The following is a 15691-nucleotide window of genomic DNA, read 5'->3' on the forward strand; positions in this document are numbered from 1 at the left end:
AGGGAGGCTTCGGCCTACCGGTCCCTTGGTCCCGGCATTCCTACCCTTGCACGGTCCGCCTCTCTTTACCCGTAGGAAGGTTGATTGGCGGCTTCTTGATCCTCTGACCAAGTAGTGGCTGACATGAACTATCCCCCTTTCTCTCCCGCGCGCCGCCCTTCTCCACCGAACCATGCCTACCTCGCGGAGGATCACCATGCGTGAATTCCTCCCAGTTCCCTTGACCGGCCAGTTCGGCGAGGAAGTCCTCTTCATCAACGCCCTCGCCCCGGCCGAGCACCTGCGCGAGGTCGCCCTGCGCCGCATCACGGCGGTCGAAAACCTGCTGCAACTGATGGAAGACGACAGCGACAGCGGCCTCATTCACGCCACCGCCCGCCTCGCTTCCGCCCTGGCCCCGCTGGTCAGCGAAGCCCGCCAGCTCTACGAACTGGCCCTGGAGCGCCCCGACTACAAGGCGGGGCCGACCCAGCGATGAACAACACCAGCGCTGCGATGGCCCACTACAGTGCCGCCCTGCAGGCCATCGATGCGATGGGCGCGCTCGTGCAGCACCACCCCGACCCTCGACTCCTGGAGCTGCTCGCCAGCGCCCGCGAACATTTCAAGAACGGTTTCTGGCTGGCCCACCTGAACGTGTTGAGCAATGTGCGGGAGGTATCCGCCACGCCCTACTCCCGGCGCATCCCACTGACCTCGGTGCAGTCGCGCCATCTCGACGAGCTGCGCGCCGGCATGCTGGAGGCACAGAACAGCCTCGCGCCAGACACCCTGGCCACGCCGTGGACTTCGTTGTTCAACGCGCGCCAGCACGTCTCGGCGGGGAAGAAGCGCACCTGTTTCGAGGCCGGCTACCTGATCCGATTCTTCCAGTTGCTGCAGGAGGCGCGACACGGCGTGCCGCAATGGACGCTGCGCGCTCACAGCATCACACCGGGAGAGCGCATCTACCGCTATCGCCCCTGACCGGCCGGGCCGGCCCACCTGGCACCGGCCCGGCAAGCGCCGCCTCACTTCTTGGCGGTGAGCGTGCTGTAGCTGGTGATCAGGTTGCGGTAATCGGGGATGTGGTTGGAGAACAGCGCGGCGAGGCCTTCGATGTCGTTGCGCCAGTCGCGGTGCAGCTCACAGGCCACGCCGAACCAGGTCATCATCTGCGCGCCGGCGGCCTCCATGCGGCGCCAGGCGGCATCACGGGTAACTTCGTTGAAAGTGCCCGAGGCATCGGCGACGACAAAGACATCGAAGCCCTCTTCCAGCGCCGACAGCGCGGGGAACGCCACGCACACCTCGGTGACCACGCCAGCGAGGATCAGCTGCTTCTTGCCGGTGGCCTTGACCGCCTTGACGAAGTCCTCGTTGTCCCAGGCGTTGATATTGCCGGGACGGGCGATGTAGGGCGCGTCGGGGAACAGGTCCTTCAGCTCGGGCATCAGCGGGCCGTTGGGGCCGTTCTCGAAGCTGGTGGTGAGAATGGTCGGCAGCTTGAAGTACTTGGCCAGGTCGGCCAGAGCCAGGACGTTGTTCTTGAACTTGTCCGGTTCGATGTCACGCACCAGCGAAAGCAGGCCGGCCTGGTGATCGACCAGCAATACCGCGGCCTGGGACTTGTCGAGACGGACGTAGGGCTTGCTCATGGGGTTTCCTCTGGATGAAGGTCGCCCGGCGCTGGGCGCCGGGCTGGTGATGAGTCAGCGGTACTGCGTGCTCGCTCAGTTCGTGCGCCGCCAGGCGCAGTGGCAGGAATCAAGCGTAGGCCATGAAACCTGGTACGCCGGTGCAAAAAATTTGCACTTCGATTCCAGCCGCTGGTCCACGGTGAAGGAATTTAGAGAACGGATGATGACCACCGGGGCTTCAGACTTCCCTTACAGATTTCACCCGCGACAATTCCTTACCATCCGTCGACATTGTTGTTGTAAGCAGTTCTTCCCAATGGAAATATTCGCGAAATGTCTAAGCTGAAAACTGTAGGAAGCGTGTGGGGGAACTAGCGCCATGGCCAGGAACGTAAAAGAGCGCGCAACCGTGATTTGCCGGCTCGACGACAAGATTCTGTTCGTCCGCAAGGCCAAGTCGAAATGGAACCTTCCCGGCGGCCGCATCGAGGCCGACGAACGCCCAGGCCAGGCCGCCGTGCGCGAGCTGATCGAGGAAACCGGGCTGGCTCTCGAACAGTTGAACTACATCGCGCCGCTGGAGCTGTACCAGACCCTGCACTACGTGTTCGAAACCCCCGTCGACCCGGCGCAGCAGCCCACGCCGCTGAACGAAATCGCCGACTGCCGCTGGTTCACGCCCGAAGAAGCGAGCAAGCGCAACATCAACAAATCGGTGCGGCGCCTGCTGCGTTCGTGCCTGAGCAAAGAGGCCGGCTGAAGCCGGCCTTTTTCATTGCCCCATCTGCACGCCCACGGCGGACAACGCAGGCGCGTTCGGCTCTTACCAAGTGACCATGGCTGCGTAAATTGCTGCAGGAGCGAGCTTGCTCGCTAACCCTCTCGACGCCGGTGTCTGGTTGTTCGCGGGCAAGCTCACTCCTACAAGGGCAACGTGGCCTCGCCGTCGAACGCATCGGCTCAGGTGGCCTGCCTTATTGTTCGCCCCCTGACGCATTCCAGCGCTTGCGCGCGTTCAGGTAGGCGGCAAGGTCGCCGTAGCCCAGGCGCTCGGCGATGCGCGTGCGGCTTTCTCCCTGCAGTTCCAGGTGCTGCTCCAACTCCTTGCGCACCTGGTCGAGCAACTCGCGAAATCCCAGATCCTGCTCCGCCAACCGCCTGCGCAGGGTGCGCGGGCTCTGGTGCAACTGGTCGGCGACGCTTTCCAGCGCCGGAACCTCGCCGCGTTCGAGCATTCGCCGGACGATGCCAGCCGCCCTGGCCGCCCAGCCGCTGAGTTGGCGCAGTCGGGCGAGGCGGCGATCGAGTTCGAGGCTGAGCAGCTCAACCAGGCCGGCATGGCGCCCCAGCAGCGGCAGCGCAAGGGTTTCCGCGGCAAAGTAGAGGCGATTGTGCGAACTGCCGAACTCGATTCGCTCGCCGAACCATTGGCTGTACTGCGCGTGGGTGAAGCAGGCACGCACGGGCTCGATCGCGCAACCGGTGCCGCGCCGCAGCTGGGTCACGGCCATCACGCAATAGTGCTCCAGCAGGTAGCGGCTGAGCGGTTCGGGAGCATCGATGACCAGCTCGACGGCGACGCTGTCGCCCTCTTCGAGCAGCCGGAAGGTATCGGTGTCCGCGGCCAGCGGCGCATAGCGCACCCAGCAGAGGACGGCCTGGCGCACATCGGCGCAGAACTGCGCGAGGTGGGCGATCACATGCCAGTCCTGGGGGCTGAACTGGCCAAATAGCTGCAGGCCGATGGCGGGCTCCAGGCTCGCCGCCTCAAGCCACAGGTGCTCCAGCTCGACCAGGCTGTAGTCGCAATGACGACGTGCACGATGGCTGCTCAGATAGCGCTCCAGCACCTGGCCGAGCAGCCCGCGGTGGTAGCGCTGCGCGACAGGCTTGGCCACTTCTCGGGTGTTTCTGTCCTTTTCGCGCATGGGTCGCTGCTCGGTCCTGGGTTCTGATGGGCACGCCTTGTCCCATTGGACCCGAACCGAGAGTGCCATGACTACAACAACAATGCTCCTCGATAACCCGACCGTGATCGTGGCGGGAATCTTCCTTGCCTTCATCCTTCTCGAACTGGCTTGCGCCACCTTCCGCCAGCCCCGTGGCCAACGCCGCGACGTGCTGATCGAGGTATTCGGCTCCAGCCTGCTGCTGGCGGTGACATTCCCGCTGGTGATGTGGGCCAGCGGCGCCCTCGTCGACCTCGCCTTCCCCACCGCCGCCGGTTCCCTGGCGGGCATCCCGTGGCTGGCCGGCTTCGCGCTGTTCCTGCTGTTCGACGACATGACCCAGTACTGGTGGCACCGCCTGGCCCACCGCGTGCCGTTCCTCTACGCCCTGCACCGGGCCCACCATTCGGCGCCGTACATGAGCATCCGCATCGTCTACCGCAACAACAGCTTCTACTACCTGCTGATGCCGGGCATCTGGTTCTCCGGGGCGCTGATCCACATGGGGCTGGCGAACGTCTACTACGTGTACCTGATCCTGAAGATGTGCGTGATCTTCGGCGCCCACAGCAACCTCGCCTGGGACGACAGGCTCTACCGAATCCGCGCCCTGCGCCCGCTGATGTGGCTGCTGGAGCGGACCATCTCCACGCCCGCCACCCATTCGGCACACCATGGCCTCAACGCTGACGACGGCGTGACCAACTACAAGGGCAACTTCGGCAACCTGCTGTTCTTTTGGGACGTGCTGTTCGGCACGGCGAAGATCACCCGGCGCCGCCCGCTGGCCTATGGCATCGAGGACCTGGCGCCGGTGAGCTGGCAGGAGGAAGTCTTCTGGCCGCTGGTGCGCAGCCGTACGCCGGACACCGCCAAGGACGTGGCCGCAGAGGTGGCGCAATGAACCCGAATGTCGTCCTGATCGCAGGCTCCAGCCAGTTGGGCAGCCAGTCTGCGAAAGTTGCCCGTTACCTTGCCGGCCGCCTGGAAAGCCAGGCGCTGTGCGGCTGGGCCAGGGTCATCGACCTGGGTGCCACGCCGCTGCCGCTTTGGCCGGCAGCGGATTCGCAGGAGCTTTGGCCGCAGCACCGCGAGCTGCTGCGCGAGGCGGATGCGCTGGTGGTGATCGTTCCGGAATGGCAAGGCATGGCTTGCCCGGCGCTGAAGAACTTCTTCCTCTATGCCGGACTGCGCGAACTGGGGCACAAGCCGGCACTGCCGGTTGGGGTTTCCGCTGGCCAGGGCGGCGCCTACCCGCTGGCCGAGCTGCGCGCCTCCAGCTACAAGAACAGCCGCATCGCCTACCTGCCGGAACAGCTGTTGGTCCGACAGGTGGAAGGCGTGTTCAACGAAGGCCCGCCAGGCGATGAGAACGACCAGCGCCTGCGCGAACGCGCCGACTGGGCGCTGCACATGCTTTGCCAGTACGCAGTCGCGCTGCGCGAGGTCCGCGAGCGTATCGACCTGCACAATCCCGCCTACGCCAACGGTATGTGACGAGCCCGGAGGATGCGCAGGAAGGCGCTTCAAGGTATCTTCTGCGCCTTCCTACAAAAACTTCGACAGGATTCGTCTCCCGATGCTTCGCGCCGCCCTGCTCTGTGCCACCGCGCTGTGCTCCAGCCTGACCTTCGCCAAGGTCGAGGTGAAGCAGGTGCAGCATTCCAAGGTCGGCGAGGTGCTGGCGGTGCGGATCAGCGAGGATATCGCTCCGGGCGACTACGAGCGTCTGTTCAAGGGGCTGCTGGCCAACCCCGGCAAGTTCGCCCGCAAGGTGGCCCTGCTGGACAGCATCGGTGGCAGCGCCGCCGAGTCGATCAAGATGGGCCGCCTGCTGCGTGAATCCGGCTTCGAGACCCTGGTGCCGACCAACAGCGTCTGCCAGGGTTCCTGCGTTTACCTGCTGGCCGCCGGCAAGCACCGTACCGTGCGCGGCTACGTGGGCCTGCATCGCCCCTACTACCCGGCCGGCGATTCCTCCCAGGCCGCGGGCAGCTACAACGCCCGCACCTATTTCCGCGACATGGATATTCCGCTGGAACTGGCCGACGCCATGCAGAGCATCGACCCGCAACGCATGCGCGTGCTGACCGCGCAGGAATTGCAGCGCTACCGCCTGGGCGCCACGCCCAGCCAGATCAGCGCCCGCTGACGTTCAACGGCCACTGGTCCGCGTCGAGGTAACCCAGCAGGCGCGGCGTCTGGTCCTTCTCGCTGAGCACGAAGAGCGTCGAGGCATAGTCCGGGGTCGCCGGGTCGTCCACGCTGACCGAGTGTTCCAGGTCTTCGATGCATTCGCTGTGGGTCACCAGGATCAGGTTGCGGTGCGCCACCTTGTGCTGCAGCGCCTGGTCCAGCATCGTTCCTTCGCACTTGTACAACCAGTTCTGCTCCACCGGCTGCCGGCCGAACATCGAGGAGGCGGTCTGGATGGCGCGCAACTGGTCGCTGCTGAGAATGTCGGCATTGGCCAGGCCGAGCGCGGCGAAATCCTGCCCGATCTCGTGGGCACTCTGCCCGCCCCTGACGGTGATGCCGCTGACGTCGGCCATGCAAGGCGCGCTGGAGCGGTCGCAGCGCTCGGCATGGCGCACCAGCACGATCAGGTCGCCGTTCTGCCAATGCTCGCGCAATTCGGCCTGGCGCTGGGCGTCACCCACCAGCGGCGTAGGACGCGAGAAGTCCAGCGGCAGGAAGCCACTGAGCAGGGCGATCACCGGGAGCATTGCCAGTAATGCCAGCCAACCGCGGGACATTGATCTGAAGACTTTCGGGATGGGCATGATTGAGGCCGCGCTGCTGGAAAGAGGTCCGCATCCGTTTCCCTCTTCGATGAGGGAGGCCCGACCCATCCCTGGGGTGTCCATCGCACTGCGGGTTGTCAGATGGCGGGCGAACAAACCCTATCCCCGGAATCGTGAAGAACCCGTTATGAATTGCTGAAGAAACCGTCTCTGTCGGAAACGACCGTCTGTCGCTCCGCCGCCGTCGCGGCGCCAACCAGCGCAATCGGCCGCTTTTCGGTCATCGCGATGTGGTAGAACAAGGCACAGTGCCATCAGAGAGCCGCCGCCATGCCGTACGACGCCTCCCCGGAAAATCCCGTCTACCAGACCCTCCTCGAATCCACCCGCGCGATCCCGTGGAAGATCGACTGGAAATCCATGACGTTTGCCTACATCGGCCCGCAGATCGAAGCATTGCTGGGCTGGAGCCAGGCCAGCTGGGTCAGCGCCAACGACTGGGCCGAGCGCATGCACCCCGAAGACCGCGAGCGGGTGGTGAACTTCTGCATCTCGCAGTCCCGCGAAGGCACCGACCACGAGGCGGATTACCGCGCGCTGACCATCCAGGGTGACTACGTGTGGATCCGCGATGTGGTGCACGTGGTGCGCGACGACGACGGCGAGGTGGATTCGCTGGTCGGCTTCATGTTCGACATCAGCGAGCGCAAGCGCGCCGAAGAACAGCTGATCATGTTGCAGCGCCAGCTCGAGGAGTATTCGTACAAGGACGGCCTGACCGGCGTGGCCAACCGGCGCATGTTCGATTCGGTGCTGGACACCGAGTGGGGCAGCGCCCAGCGCAGCGGCCAGCCGATCTCCCTGGTGCTGCTGGATATCGACTACTTCAAGCAGTTCAACGATCACTACGGGCATATCCGCGGTGACGACTGCCTGCGCACGGTGGGCAAGGCACTGGCCGGCGCGCTGCATCGCCCGCGGGACTTCATCGCGCGCTTCGGCGGCGAGGAGTTCGTGCTGGTGCTGCCGGAGACCGACAGCGAGGCCGCGCGGCAGGTCGCCGAGCGCTGCCGCAGCGTGCTGCGCGAACAACAGATCAGCCACGAGAAGTCGAATGTGTCCTCGCTGCTGACCATCAGCCTGGGTGTCGGCACCGCGGTGCCCGCCTCCAGCGACCGCCCGCTGGACTTCGTCGCGGCGGTGGACCGGTTGCTCTACCAGGCCAAGCAGGCCGGACGCGACCGGCTGGTGGCGGCGCAGTGGAAGCGCGGCGATGATTTGCGGCGCGATGCGGTGCTCTGAGGCCACTGCGACGTCCTGACTCGACAATCAGGGCGGGCACTGGCGCCAGAGCTGTCTAAGCTCTATAGCCACACGCGCGTGCCGGCGGCAGCGCGGTGGCCTCACAAGGGCCGCCGACCGTTGCGCCACCCCTTGGAACACCTGGCCCGGAGCCGGCATTGCGTAGAGCCGACCCCGTAACCAGGACCCCTGACCATGCACGATATCGACCCCGTCGAAACCCAGGAATGGCTGGACGCGCTGGAATCCGTACTGGAAAAAGAAGGCGAAGAGCGCGCCCACTACCTGATGACTCGCCTCGGCGAGCTGGCCAGCCGCACCGGCACGCAACTGCCCTACGCCATCACCACGCCCTATCGCAACACCATTCCCGTCGGCCATGAAGCGCGCATGCCCGGCGACCTGTTCATGGAGCGGCGCATCCGCTCGCTGGTGCGCTGGAACGCACTGGCAATGGTCATGCGCGCCAACCACAAGGACCCGTCACTGGGCGGGCACATCTCCACCTTCGCGTCCTCGGCGACCCTCTACGACATCGGCTTCAACTACTTCTTCAATGGCCCCACCGAGGAACACGCCGGCGACCTGATCTACTTCCAGGGCCACGCCTCGCCGGGCGTCTACGCCCGCGCCTACATCGAGGGGCTGCTCAGCGACGAACAGCTGGAGAACTTCCGCCAGGAGGTGGATGGCAAGGGAGTCTCCTCCTACCCGCACCCCCGGCTGATGCCGCACTTCTGGCAGTTCCCCACGGTGTCCATGGGCCTGGGGCCGATCCAGGCGATCTACCAGGCGCGCTTCATGAAGTACCTGGAGAGCCGCGGCTTCATTCCCGCCGGCAAGCAGAAGGTCTGGTGCTTCCTCGGCGACGGCGAGACCGACGAACCCGAATCCCTCGGTGCGATTTCCCTGGCCGGGCGCGAGAAGCTCGACAACCTGATCTTCGTGGTGAACTGCAACCTGCAGCGCCTGGACGGCCCGGTGCGCGGCAACGGCAAGATCATCCAGGAGCTGGAAGGGGTATTCCGGGGCGCCAACTGGAACGTGATCAAGGTGATCTGGGGGCGCCTGTGGGACCCGCTGTTCGCCAAGGACACTGCCGGCCTGCTGCAGGCGCGGATGGACGAAGCGGTGGACGGCGACTACCAGAACTACAAGGCCAAGGACGGCGCCTACGTCCGCGAGCACTTCTTCGGCAAGCGGCCCGAGTTGCTGGAGATGGTCAAGGACCTCTCCGACGAGGAGGTCTGGAAGCTCAACCGTGGCGGCCACGACCCGTACAAGGTCTATGCGGCCTACCACCAGGCGGTGAACCACAAGGGCCAGCCCAGCGTGGTCCTGGCCAAGACCATCAAGGGCTACGGCACCGGCACCGGCGAGGCGAAGAACATCGCCCACAACATCCACGAGATCGACGTGGACAGCCTGCGCGCCTTCCGCGACCGTTTCGACATCCCGATCAAGGATGCCGACCTGCCCAAGCTGCCCTTCTATCGCCCCGACGAGGGCAGCGCCGAGGCGCGCTACCTGAAGGAACGCCGGGCGGCCCTGGGCGGCTTCATGCCCCATCGCCATGGCAACAGCCAGGCCATCCCGGCACCGCCGCTGGAAACGCTCAAGGCGCTGCTGGACGGTTCGGGCGACCGTGAAATCTCCACCACCATGGCCTTCGTGCGGATCATCTCGCAACTGGTGAAGGACAAGGAGCTGGGCCAGCGCATCGTGCCGATCATCCCGGACGAAGCCCGCACCTTCGGCATGGAGGGCATGTTCCGCCAGCTCGGCATCTACTCCTCGGTGGGCCAGCTCTACGAGCCGGTCGACAAGGAGCAGTTGATGTTCTATCGCGAGGACAAGAAGGGCCAGATCCTCGAGGAAGGCATCACCGAGGCCGGCGCCATGTCGTCGTTCATCGCCGCCGGCACCGCCTACAGCAACTACCGCCAGCCGATGCTGCCGTTCTACATCTTCTATTCGATGTTCGGCTTCCAGCGTATCGGCGACCTTGCCTGGGCGGCCGGCGACAGCCTGACCCGCGGCTTCCTCCTCGGAGGCACCGCCGGGCGCACCACGCTCAACGGCGAAGGCCTGCAGCACGAGGACGGCCACAGCCACGTGCTTGCCTCGGTCATCCCCAACTGCCGCACCTACGACCCGACCTACTCCTACGAGCTGGCGGTGATCATCAGGGAAGGCGTGCGGCAGATGATGGAGGAGCAGCAGGACGTCTTCTACTACATCACCGTGATGAACGAGAACTACCCGCACCCGCCCCTGCCCAAGGGCACCGAGGAAGGGATCATCAAGGGCATGTACCTGTTCGACGAGGACAAGCGCGGCGCCGCGCACCACGTCCAACTGCTCGGCTCGGGCACCATCCTGCGCGAGGTGGAAGCGGCCGCGAAAATCCTCCGCGAAGACTTCGGCATCGGCGCAGACATCTGGTCCGTCCCCAGCTTCAACGAGCTGCGCCGCGACGGCCTGGCGGTGGAGCGCTGGAATCGCCTGCATCCGGGGCAGAAACCACGTGCGAGCTATGTCGAGCACTGCCTCGGCGGCCGGCGCGGGCCGGTGATCGCTTCCACCGACTACATGAAGGTCTACGCCGAACAGATTCGCCAGTGGGTGCCGACCAAGGAATTCAAGGTACTGGGCACCGACGGCTTCGGCCGCAGCGACACCCGCGCGAGGCTGCGCCACTTCTTCGAGGTGGACCGCCACTGGGTGGTGCTCGCCGCGCTGGAGGCGCTGGCCGATCGCGGCGACATCGAGCCGAAAGTGGTGGCGGAAGCCATCGCCAAGTTCGGCCTCGACCCGGAAAAACCCAACCCGCTGGACTGCTAGAACCTGTTCAAGGTCTTGCCGAACGCAGCTCAGGCAAGGCGAGAGCAGGCGAGAAAGCGCAGTTTACGAGCGGTAAATGAGCATTTCGAGCCTGCTCTCAACGCCGCATGAGCAAGTGCAGGCAGACATTGAGCAGGTTCTGAGGAGAGGCACAGTGAGCGAGACCATCCGCGTACCCGACATCGGCAACGGCGAAGGCGAAGTCATCGAACTGCTGGTCAAGGTCGGCGACCGCATCGAGGCCGACCAGAGCCTGCTGACCCTGGAGTCCGACAAGGCCAGCATGGAAATTCCTGCGCCGAAAGCCGGCGTGGTGAAGGCGATCAAGGTGAAGATCGGCGACACCCTCAAGGAAGGCGACGAGATCCTCGAGCTGGAAGCCGAAAACAGCGCCACCGAGGCCAAGGCCGAAGAGCCCGCCAAACCGGCAGCCGAACAACCCGCGCCCGTGGCACCGGCCCCGCAACCCGCGCCTGCGGGAGGCGGTGGCGTGGAAACCATCAAGGTGCCGGACATCGGCAACGGCCAGGGCGAGATCATCGAATTGATGGTCAAGGTCGGCGACCGCATCGAGGCCGACCAGAGCCTGCTGACCCTGGAATCGGACAAGGCCAGCATGGAGATTCCTGCACCGAAAGCCGGCGTGGTGAAGGCGATCAAGGTGAAGATCGGCGACACCCTCAAGGAAGGTGACGACATCCTCGAACTGGAAACCGAGGGCGGCGCGCAGGCGGCCAGTGCGCCGGCCGCTGCGCCGGCGCCAGCCTCCGGCGGAGTCAGCGGAGGTGGCGGCATCGAGACCATCCGCGTGCCGGATATCGGCAATGGTCAGGGCAACGTCATCGAACTGATGGTCAAGATGGGAGACTCCATCGAGGCCGACCAGAGCCTGCTGACGCTGGAGTCGGACAAGGCCAGCATGGAGATTCCTGCGCCGAAAGCCGGCGTGGTGAAGGCGATCAAGGTGAAGATCGGCGACACGCTCAAGGAAGGCGATGAGATCCTCGAACTGGAAGTCGCCGGTAGTGCCGCGCCGACTGCTGCGCAGGGCACCGCGCAACCCGCTCCGGCGCCCAGCGCAAGAACCGAGCAGCCCAAGGCACCGGAAGCCGCGCCCGTCGGCGCGCCCAGCCGCGACGGCACCAAGGTCCACGCCGGGCCGGCGGTACGCATGCTCGCCCGCGAGTTCGGCGTCGACCTGGCGCAGGTTACCGGCACCGGGCCCAAGGGCCGCATCCTCAAGGAGGACGTGCAGTTGTTCGTGAAGGAGCAACTGCAACGGAGCAAGTCCGGCGCGGCGGCAGGAGCCACTGGCGGCGCAGGGATTCCGCCGATTCCGGAAATCGACTTCAGCAAGTTCGGCGAAATCGAAGAAGTGGCCATGACCCGCCTGATGCAGGTCGGCGCCAGCAACCTGCACCGCAGCTGGCTGAACGTGCCCCACGTGACCCAGTTCGAGTCCGCCGACATCACCGAGGCGGAAGCCTTCCGCATCGCGCAGAAGGCGGCGGCGGAAAAGGCCGGGACCAAGCTGACCATCCTGCCGATCCTGCTCAAGGCCTGCGCTCACCTGCTGCGCGAGCTGCCGGACTTCAACAGCTCGCTGGCGCCCAGCGGCAAGGCGCTGATCCACAAGCATTACGTGCACATCGGCTTCGCCGTGGACACGCCGGATGGCCTGCTGGTGCCGGTGATCCGCGACGTGGACAGGAAAGGGCTGCTGCAGCTTGCCCTGGAGGCCGCCGAACTGGCAGAGAAGGCACGGACCAAGAAGCTCTCCGCCGACGCGATGCAAGGCGCCTGCTTCACCATCTCCAGCCTGGGGCATATTGGCGGCACCGGCTTCACGCCCATCGTCAATGCGCCGGAAGTGGCGATCCTCGGCGTGAGCAAGGCAACGATGCAGCCGGTGTGGGACGGCAAGGCCTTCCAACCGCGGCTGATGCTGCCGTTGTCGCTGTCCTATGACCACCGGGTGATCAACGGTGCGGCAGCGGCGCGGTTCACTCGGCGGCTCGGGGAGGTGCTGGGGGATATTCGCAGTTTGTTGCTGTGATGCCGAAGCCTGCCTACGGGAGCAACTGCCTTCGTCGGGGAAACCGTGTACAGGATTTCCCCTCTCCCCAAGCGCAGAGGCATCTCGTAGGAGCGGGCCCATAGGGCGCTCTACAGGATCACCATCGCCATCGCGGGTGACTACATCCGATCCAGCGGAATCCGCAGGTAGCGCACGCCATTGGCCTCGGCGTCGGGCAGCACGCCGCCGCGCATATTCACCTGGATCGACGGCCAGATCAGCGCCGGGGCGTTCAGTGTCGCATCGCGGGCCACGCGCATGGCGACGAAGGCATCCTCGCTGATGCCTTCGTGGACATGCACGTTTTCCCTGCGCTCGCGTTCGACCGTGGTCTGGTGCTGGTGCTCCTCGCGTCCCTCCGTCAGATAGTCGTGGCAGAGAAACAACCGGGTCGCCTCGGGCAGCGCGAACAGCCGCTGGATCGAACGGTACAACTGCCGCGCATCGCCACCGGGGAAATCGCAGCGGGCGGTGCCGTAGTCAGGCATGAACAGCGTGTCGCCGACGAAGGCCGCATCGCCAATGCGGTAGGTCATGCAGGCCGGCGTGTGGCCGGGAGTGTGCAGGGCCTCGGCGTGCAGGTTGCCGATGCGGAACGCCTCCCCGTCCGCGAACAGGTGGTCGAACTGGCTGCCGTCGCAAGGGAAGTCTTCGCCCAGGTTGAACAGCCCGGCAAAGGTGCGCTGCACCTGGGCAATGCTGGAACCGATGGCCAGGCGTCCGCCCAATTCACCCTTGAGCCAGGCCGATGCGGACAGATGGCCCGCATGCAGGTGCGTTTCCAGCAGCCACTCCACCGTCAGGCCCTGTTCGCGCACATAGGCCGCGATGCGCCGGGCGCTGTCATGGCTGACCCGGCCCGCTGCGGCGTCATAGTCCAGCACCGGATCGACGATGGCGCAGCGCTGCGTCGCGGGATCGGCAACCACGTAGCTGTAGGTGGACGTGGCGGTGTCGAAGAAGTGCTGGATGCGGGCGGTCATGCCGGGTTCCTTGCTGTCGGGGTCGGAGCGCCGAGCGGTTTCTCGTAGCGCCAGGCATCGCTGCCGTCTTCATAGAAGCCGGCACTGCGGGCAAAGCGGACGTAGCCGCTGCGCTGGTAAAGGCCAATGGCGCCGGCGTTGTCGGTGCGCACCTCCAGGCGCAGGCGCCGGCAACCGCGCGCCTGGGCCTGCTCTTCACACCATTCCAGCAGCGCACCGCCAAGGCCCTGCCCTCGCGCTTGCCGGGAAATCGCCAGGGAGTATAGGCGGGCAATATCCGAGCCCCGTCTCAGCAGGAGCAACGCGTAGCCCAGCAACTCGCCATCACGGTCGGCAACCAGCAGGATGGCACTGGGTGCTCCGATCAGTCTGCGAAAGCTGCGGCCACTGATGCGGTCCTGCTCGAAACACTCTTCTTCCAGCTCCAGCAAGTTCGCCAAATCGGCCGGCGCGGCAAGGCGATATAACAGCGACATGGGCACTCCGTAAAACTTTCGTAATGAACCGGGACATTTCCTGAAGTTACTGCTTAATAGACACACGGCAACTTTCAGACAGGTCCGTGAACAATGTCTTCGTTACACACTAACTTCCATGAAAAGTTCAGCGCAAGTTCCCTGAATGTCGTTACCAACGCCTCTGCGGAGCCTCCTTCAGCCAGGTCCAGCCAGGTTCTGATCATCGTCGAGCGCAAGGAAGACTGGGCATCCTATATTCCCAGCGAAGATATTCTGAGCGCCCGCGAGTATCTGGAAGATTCGCATCAGTTCGAATCGGGAAAGCGCTTTCAGGTCATCAACCTGTGCCGCCACTATAAATATCTCGGCCACGGTTATTACTGTTCACTATTGGCCGAAGCGCGAGGACACAAGGTCATTCCGTCGGTACGCACCATCAGCGAACTGGCGAAGAAATCCCTCTACGGCCTGGCTCTGGACGGCCTGGAAAGATCCCTGGAAAAAGCCCTCGCCCAGCATCCCTACGCCAGCACCGACGGCTTCACCCTGCGCCTGTATTTCGGCCATACGGACCTTGAGCCACTGCAACCCATCGCCCGCCAACTGTTCGAGGCCTTCCCCTGCCCCATTCTGCTGGTGGACTTCCGCCGCACCGACACCTGGCACATCGCGGGAATCCGCCCCGGCGCGCTACACAAGCTGCGCGATAACCAGGAGGACCAGTTCGCCGATGCCCTCGACCGTTTCAGCCGGCGCGTCTGGCGCCAGCCCAACTCGCGGCGCCTGGCGCGCTACGACCTGGCCATCCTGCACAACCCGGCGGAAAGCCTGCCGCCCTCCAATGCCGGCGCCCTGGAAGGCTTCGTCCGGGTCGGCCGGCAACTGGGCATCGACGTCGAGCTGATCGAGAAGAAGGACTACGCGCGGCTGGCCGAGTACGACGCGCTGCTGATCCGCGAGACCACCAGCGTTGACGACCACACCTATCGCTTCGCCAAGAAAGCCGAGAGCGAGGGGCTGATCGTGATGGACGACCCGGCGTCGATCCTGCGCTGCACCAACAAGGTCTACCTCACCGACCTGCTGCGCAGCCACGGCCTGGGCATGCCGGCCACGGAAATCCTCTACAAGGACAACCCGCAGGAACTGGAGCGCGTCGGCGCGCGGCTGGGCTTCCCGCTGGTGCTGAAGATCCCCGATGGCTGCTTCTCCCGTGGCGTCTACAAGGTCGAGGACGCCCAGCAACTGCACAGCGTCAGCGCCGAGCTGTTCGAGCACTCGGTGCTGCTGCTCGCCCAGGAGTACCTCTACACCGAGTTCGACTGGCGCATCGGCATCCTCAACCGCCAACCGGTGTTCGCCTGCCAGTACTTCATGTCGCGTGGGCACTGGCAGATCGTCCAGCACAAGGCCGACGGCGAGGTGATCGGCGAGTGCCGCACGCTGCCGGTGGAAAGCGCGCCGCCTGCCGTCGTGGAACTGGCACTGAAGACCGCCAACCTGATCGGCGACGGCCTTTACGGCGTCGACCTGAAGGAGGTGGACGGCGAAGTGGTGGTCATCGAAGTGAACGACAACCCCAACCTCGACGCCGGCATCGAGGATGCCTGCCTCAAGGACGACCTCTACCGCCGGGTGCTGGAGGAGTTCATCCGCCGCCTGGAACTCAAGCGCCGCGGCCAGGCGCTCTGAGCGCACCGCCCAAGGAGAATCCC

General features: G+C 65.0%; 15 protein-coding genes. 10 read left to right on the top strand and 5 right to left on the bottom strand.

The features are described 5' to 3' along the window. The first annotated feature begins 196 nt into the window (after positions 1-196). Both RS899_RS14875 and RS899_RS14880 read left to right on the top strand, forming a co-directional pair. Positions 197-478: a hypothetical protein gene (locus RS899_RS14875; RefSeq protein WP_054909891.1), complete on the top strand. Its 282-nt coding sequence runs from the start codon at positions 197-199 to the stop codon at positions 476-478. Beyond that, positions 475-966, top strand: coding sequence for a hypothetical protein (locus RS899_RS14880; RefSeq protein ID WP_233297858.1), 492 nt, complete (start codon positions 475-477; stop codon positions 964-966). The genes RS899_RS14875 and RS899_RS14880 overlap by 4 nt, the downstream gene beginning before the upstream one ends. 44 nt (positions 967-1010) lie before the next feature. Here RS899_RS14880 and ycaC read toward each other — a convergent pair whose 3' ends face one another. Then, positions 1011-1637: an isochorismate family cysteine hydrolase YcaC gene (gene ycaC, locus RS899_RS14885; RefSeq protein WP_054909893.1), complete on the bottom strand. Its 627-nt coding sequence runs from the start codon at positions 1635-1637 to the stop codon at positions 1011-1013. A gap of 361 nt (positions 1638-1998) precedes the next feature. Between ycaC and RS899_RS14890 the strand changes: the two genes are divergently transcribed. Further along, a complete protein-coding gene (locus tag RS899_RS14890) occupies positions 1999-2379 on the top strand; it encodes an NUDIX hydrolase (RefSeq protein ID WP_054909894.1) in 381 nt (126 codons plus the stop codon). A gap of 214 nt (positions 2380-2593) precedes the next feature. Here the strand turns inward: RS899_RS14890 and RS899_RS14895 are convergent, their stop codons facing one another. Further along, entirely contained in the window at positions 2594-3547 is a 954-nt protein-coding gene (locus tag RS899_RS14895) for an AraC family transcriptional regulator ligand-binding domain-containing protein (RefSeq protein ID WP_315807419.1), read from the bottom strand. Positions 3548-3614: 67 nt separating this feature from the next. Between RS899_RS14895 and RS899_RS14900 the strand changes: the two genes are divergently transcribed. The 3 genes from RS899_RS14900 to RS899_RS14910 all read left to right on the top strand — a co-directional run bounded on the left by RS899_RS14900 (position 3615) and on the right by RS899_RS14910 (position 5720). Further along, complete coding sequence (locus tag RS899_RS14900) at positions 3615-4472, top strand: sterol desaturase family protein (RefSeq protein WP_233331061.1); 858 nt, start codon at positions 3615-3617, stop codon at positions 4470-4472. Further along, entirely contained in the window at positions 4469-5065 is a 597-nt protein-coding gene (locus tag RS899_RS14905) for an NAD(P)H-dependent oxidoreductase (protein ID WP_315807420.1), read from the top strand. The genes RS899_RS14900 and RS899_RS14905 overlap by 4 nt, the downstream gene beginning before the upstream one ends. An 82-nt stretch (positions 5066-5147) precedes the next feature. After that, positions 5148-5720 (top strand): hypothetical protein, encoded by a 573-nt coding sequence (locus RS899_RS14910; RefSeq protein WP_054909898.1) that lies wholly within the window; start codon positions 5148-5150, stop codon positions 5718-5720. Here the strand turns inward: RS899_RS14910 and RS899_RS14915 are convergent. Beyond that, complete coding sequence (locus RS899_RS14915) at positions 5707-6324, bottom strand: histidine phosphatase family protein (RefSeq protein ID WP_063831012.1); 618 nt, start codon at positions 6322-6324, stop codon at positions 5707-5709. The genes RS899_RS14910 and RS899_RS14915 overlap by 14 nt on opposite strands. Positions 6325-6642: 318 nt before the next feature. Between RS899_RS14915 and RS899_RS14920 the strand changes: the two genes are divergently transcribed. The 3 genes from RS899_RS14920 to aceF all read left to right on the top strand — a co-directional run bounded on the left by RS899_RS14920 (position 6643) and on the right by aceF (position 12514). Further along, positions 6643-7614: a sensor domain-containing diguanylate cyclase gene (locus RS899_RS14920; protein ID WP_315807421.1), complete on the top strand. Its 972-nt coding sequence runs from the start codon at positions 6643-6645 to the stop codon at positions 7612-7614. 195 nt (positions 7615-7809) lie between these two features. After that, positions 7810-10458: a pyruvate dehydrogenase (acetyl-transferring), homodimeric type gene (aceE, locus tag RS899_RS14925; protein WP_315807422.1), complete on the top strand. Its 2649-nt coding sequence runs from the start codon at positions 7810-7812 to the stop codon at positions 10456-10458. Positions 10459-10612: 154 nt separating this feature from the next. Next, positions 10613-12514, top strand: a complete 1902-nt coding sequence (gene aceF, locus RS899_RS14930; RefSeq protein WP_315807423.1) for a dihydrolipoyllysine-residue acetyltransferase — start codon at positions 10613-10615, stop codon at positions 12512-12514. Positions 12515-12654: 140 nt separating this feature from the next. Here the strand turns inward: aceF and RS899_RS14935 are convergent, their stop codons facing one another. Continuing rightward, on the bottom strand, positions 12655-13518 hold the full coding sequence (locus RS899_RS14935) for an MBL fold metallo-hydrolase (RefSeq protein WP_315807424.1): 864 nt from the start codon (positions 13516-13518) through the stop codon (positions 12655-12657). Continuing rightward, positions 13515-13994, bottom strand: a complete 480-nt coding sequence (locus RS899_RS14940; RefSeq protein ID WP_233297864.1) for a GNAT family N-acetyltransferase — start codon at positions 13992-13994, stop codon at positions 13515-13517. The genes RS899_RS14935 and RS899_RS14940 overlap by 4 nt, the downstream gene beginning before the upstream one ends. Before the next feature lie 141 nt (positions 13995-14135). Between RS899_RS14940 and RS899_RS14945 the strand changes: the two genes are divergently transcribed. Further along, on the top strand, positions 14136-15668 hold the full coding sequence (locus RS899_RS14945) for a RimK family protein (RefSeq protein WP_409978084.1): 1533 nt from the start codon (positions 14136-14138) through the stop codon (positions 15666-15668). The last annotated feature ends 23 nt before the right edge of the window (positions 15669-15691 follow it).

The organism is Pseudomonas sp. C9-3 (assembly GCF_032392015.1).
Lineage (GTDB): Bacteria > Pseudomonadota > Gammaproteobacteria > Pseudomonadales > Pseudomonadaceae > Pseudomonas > Pseudomonas nitroreducens.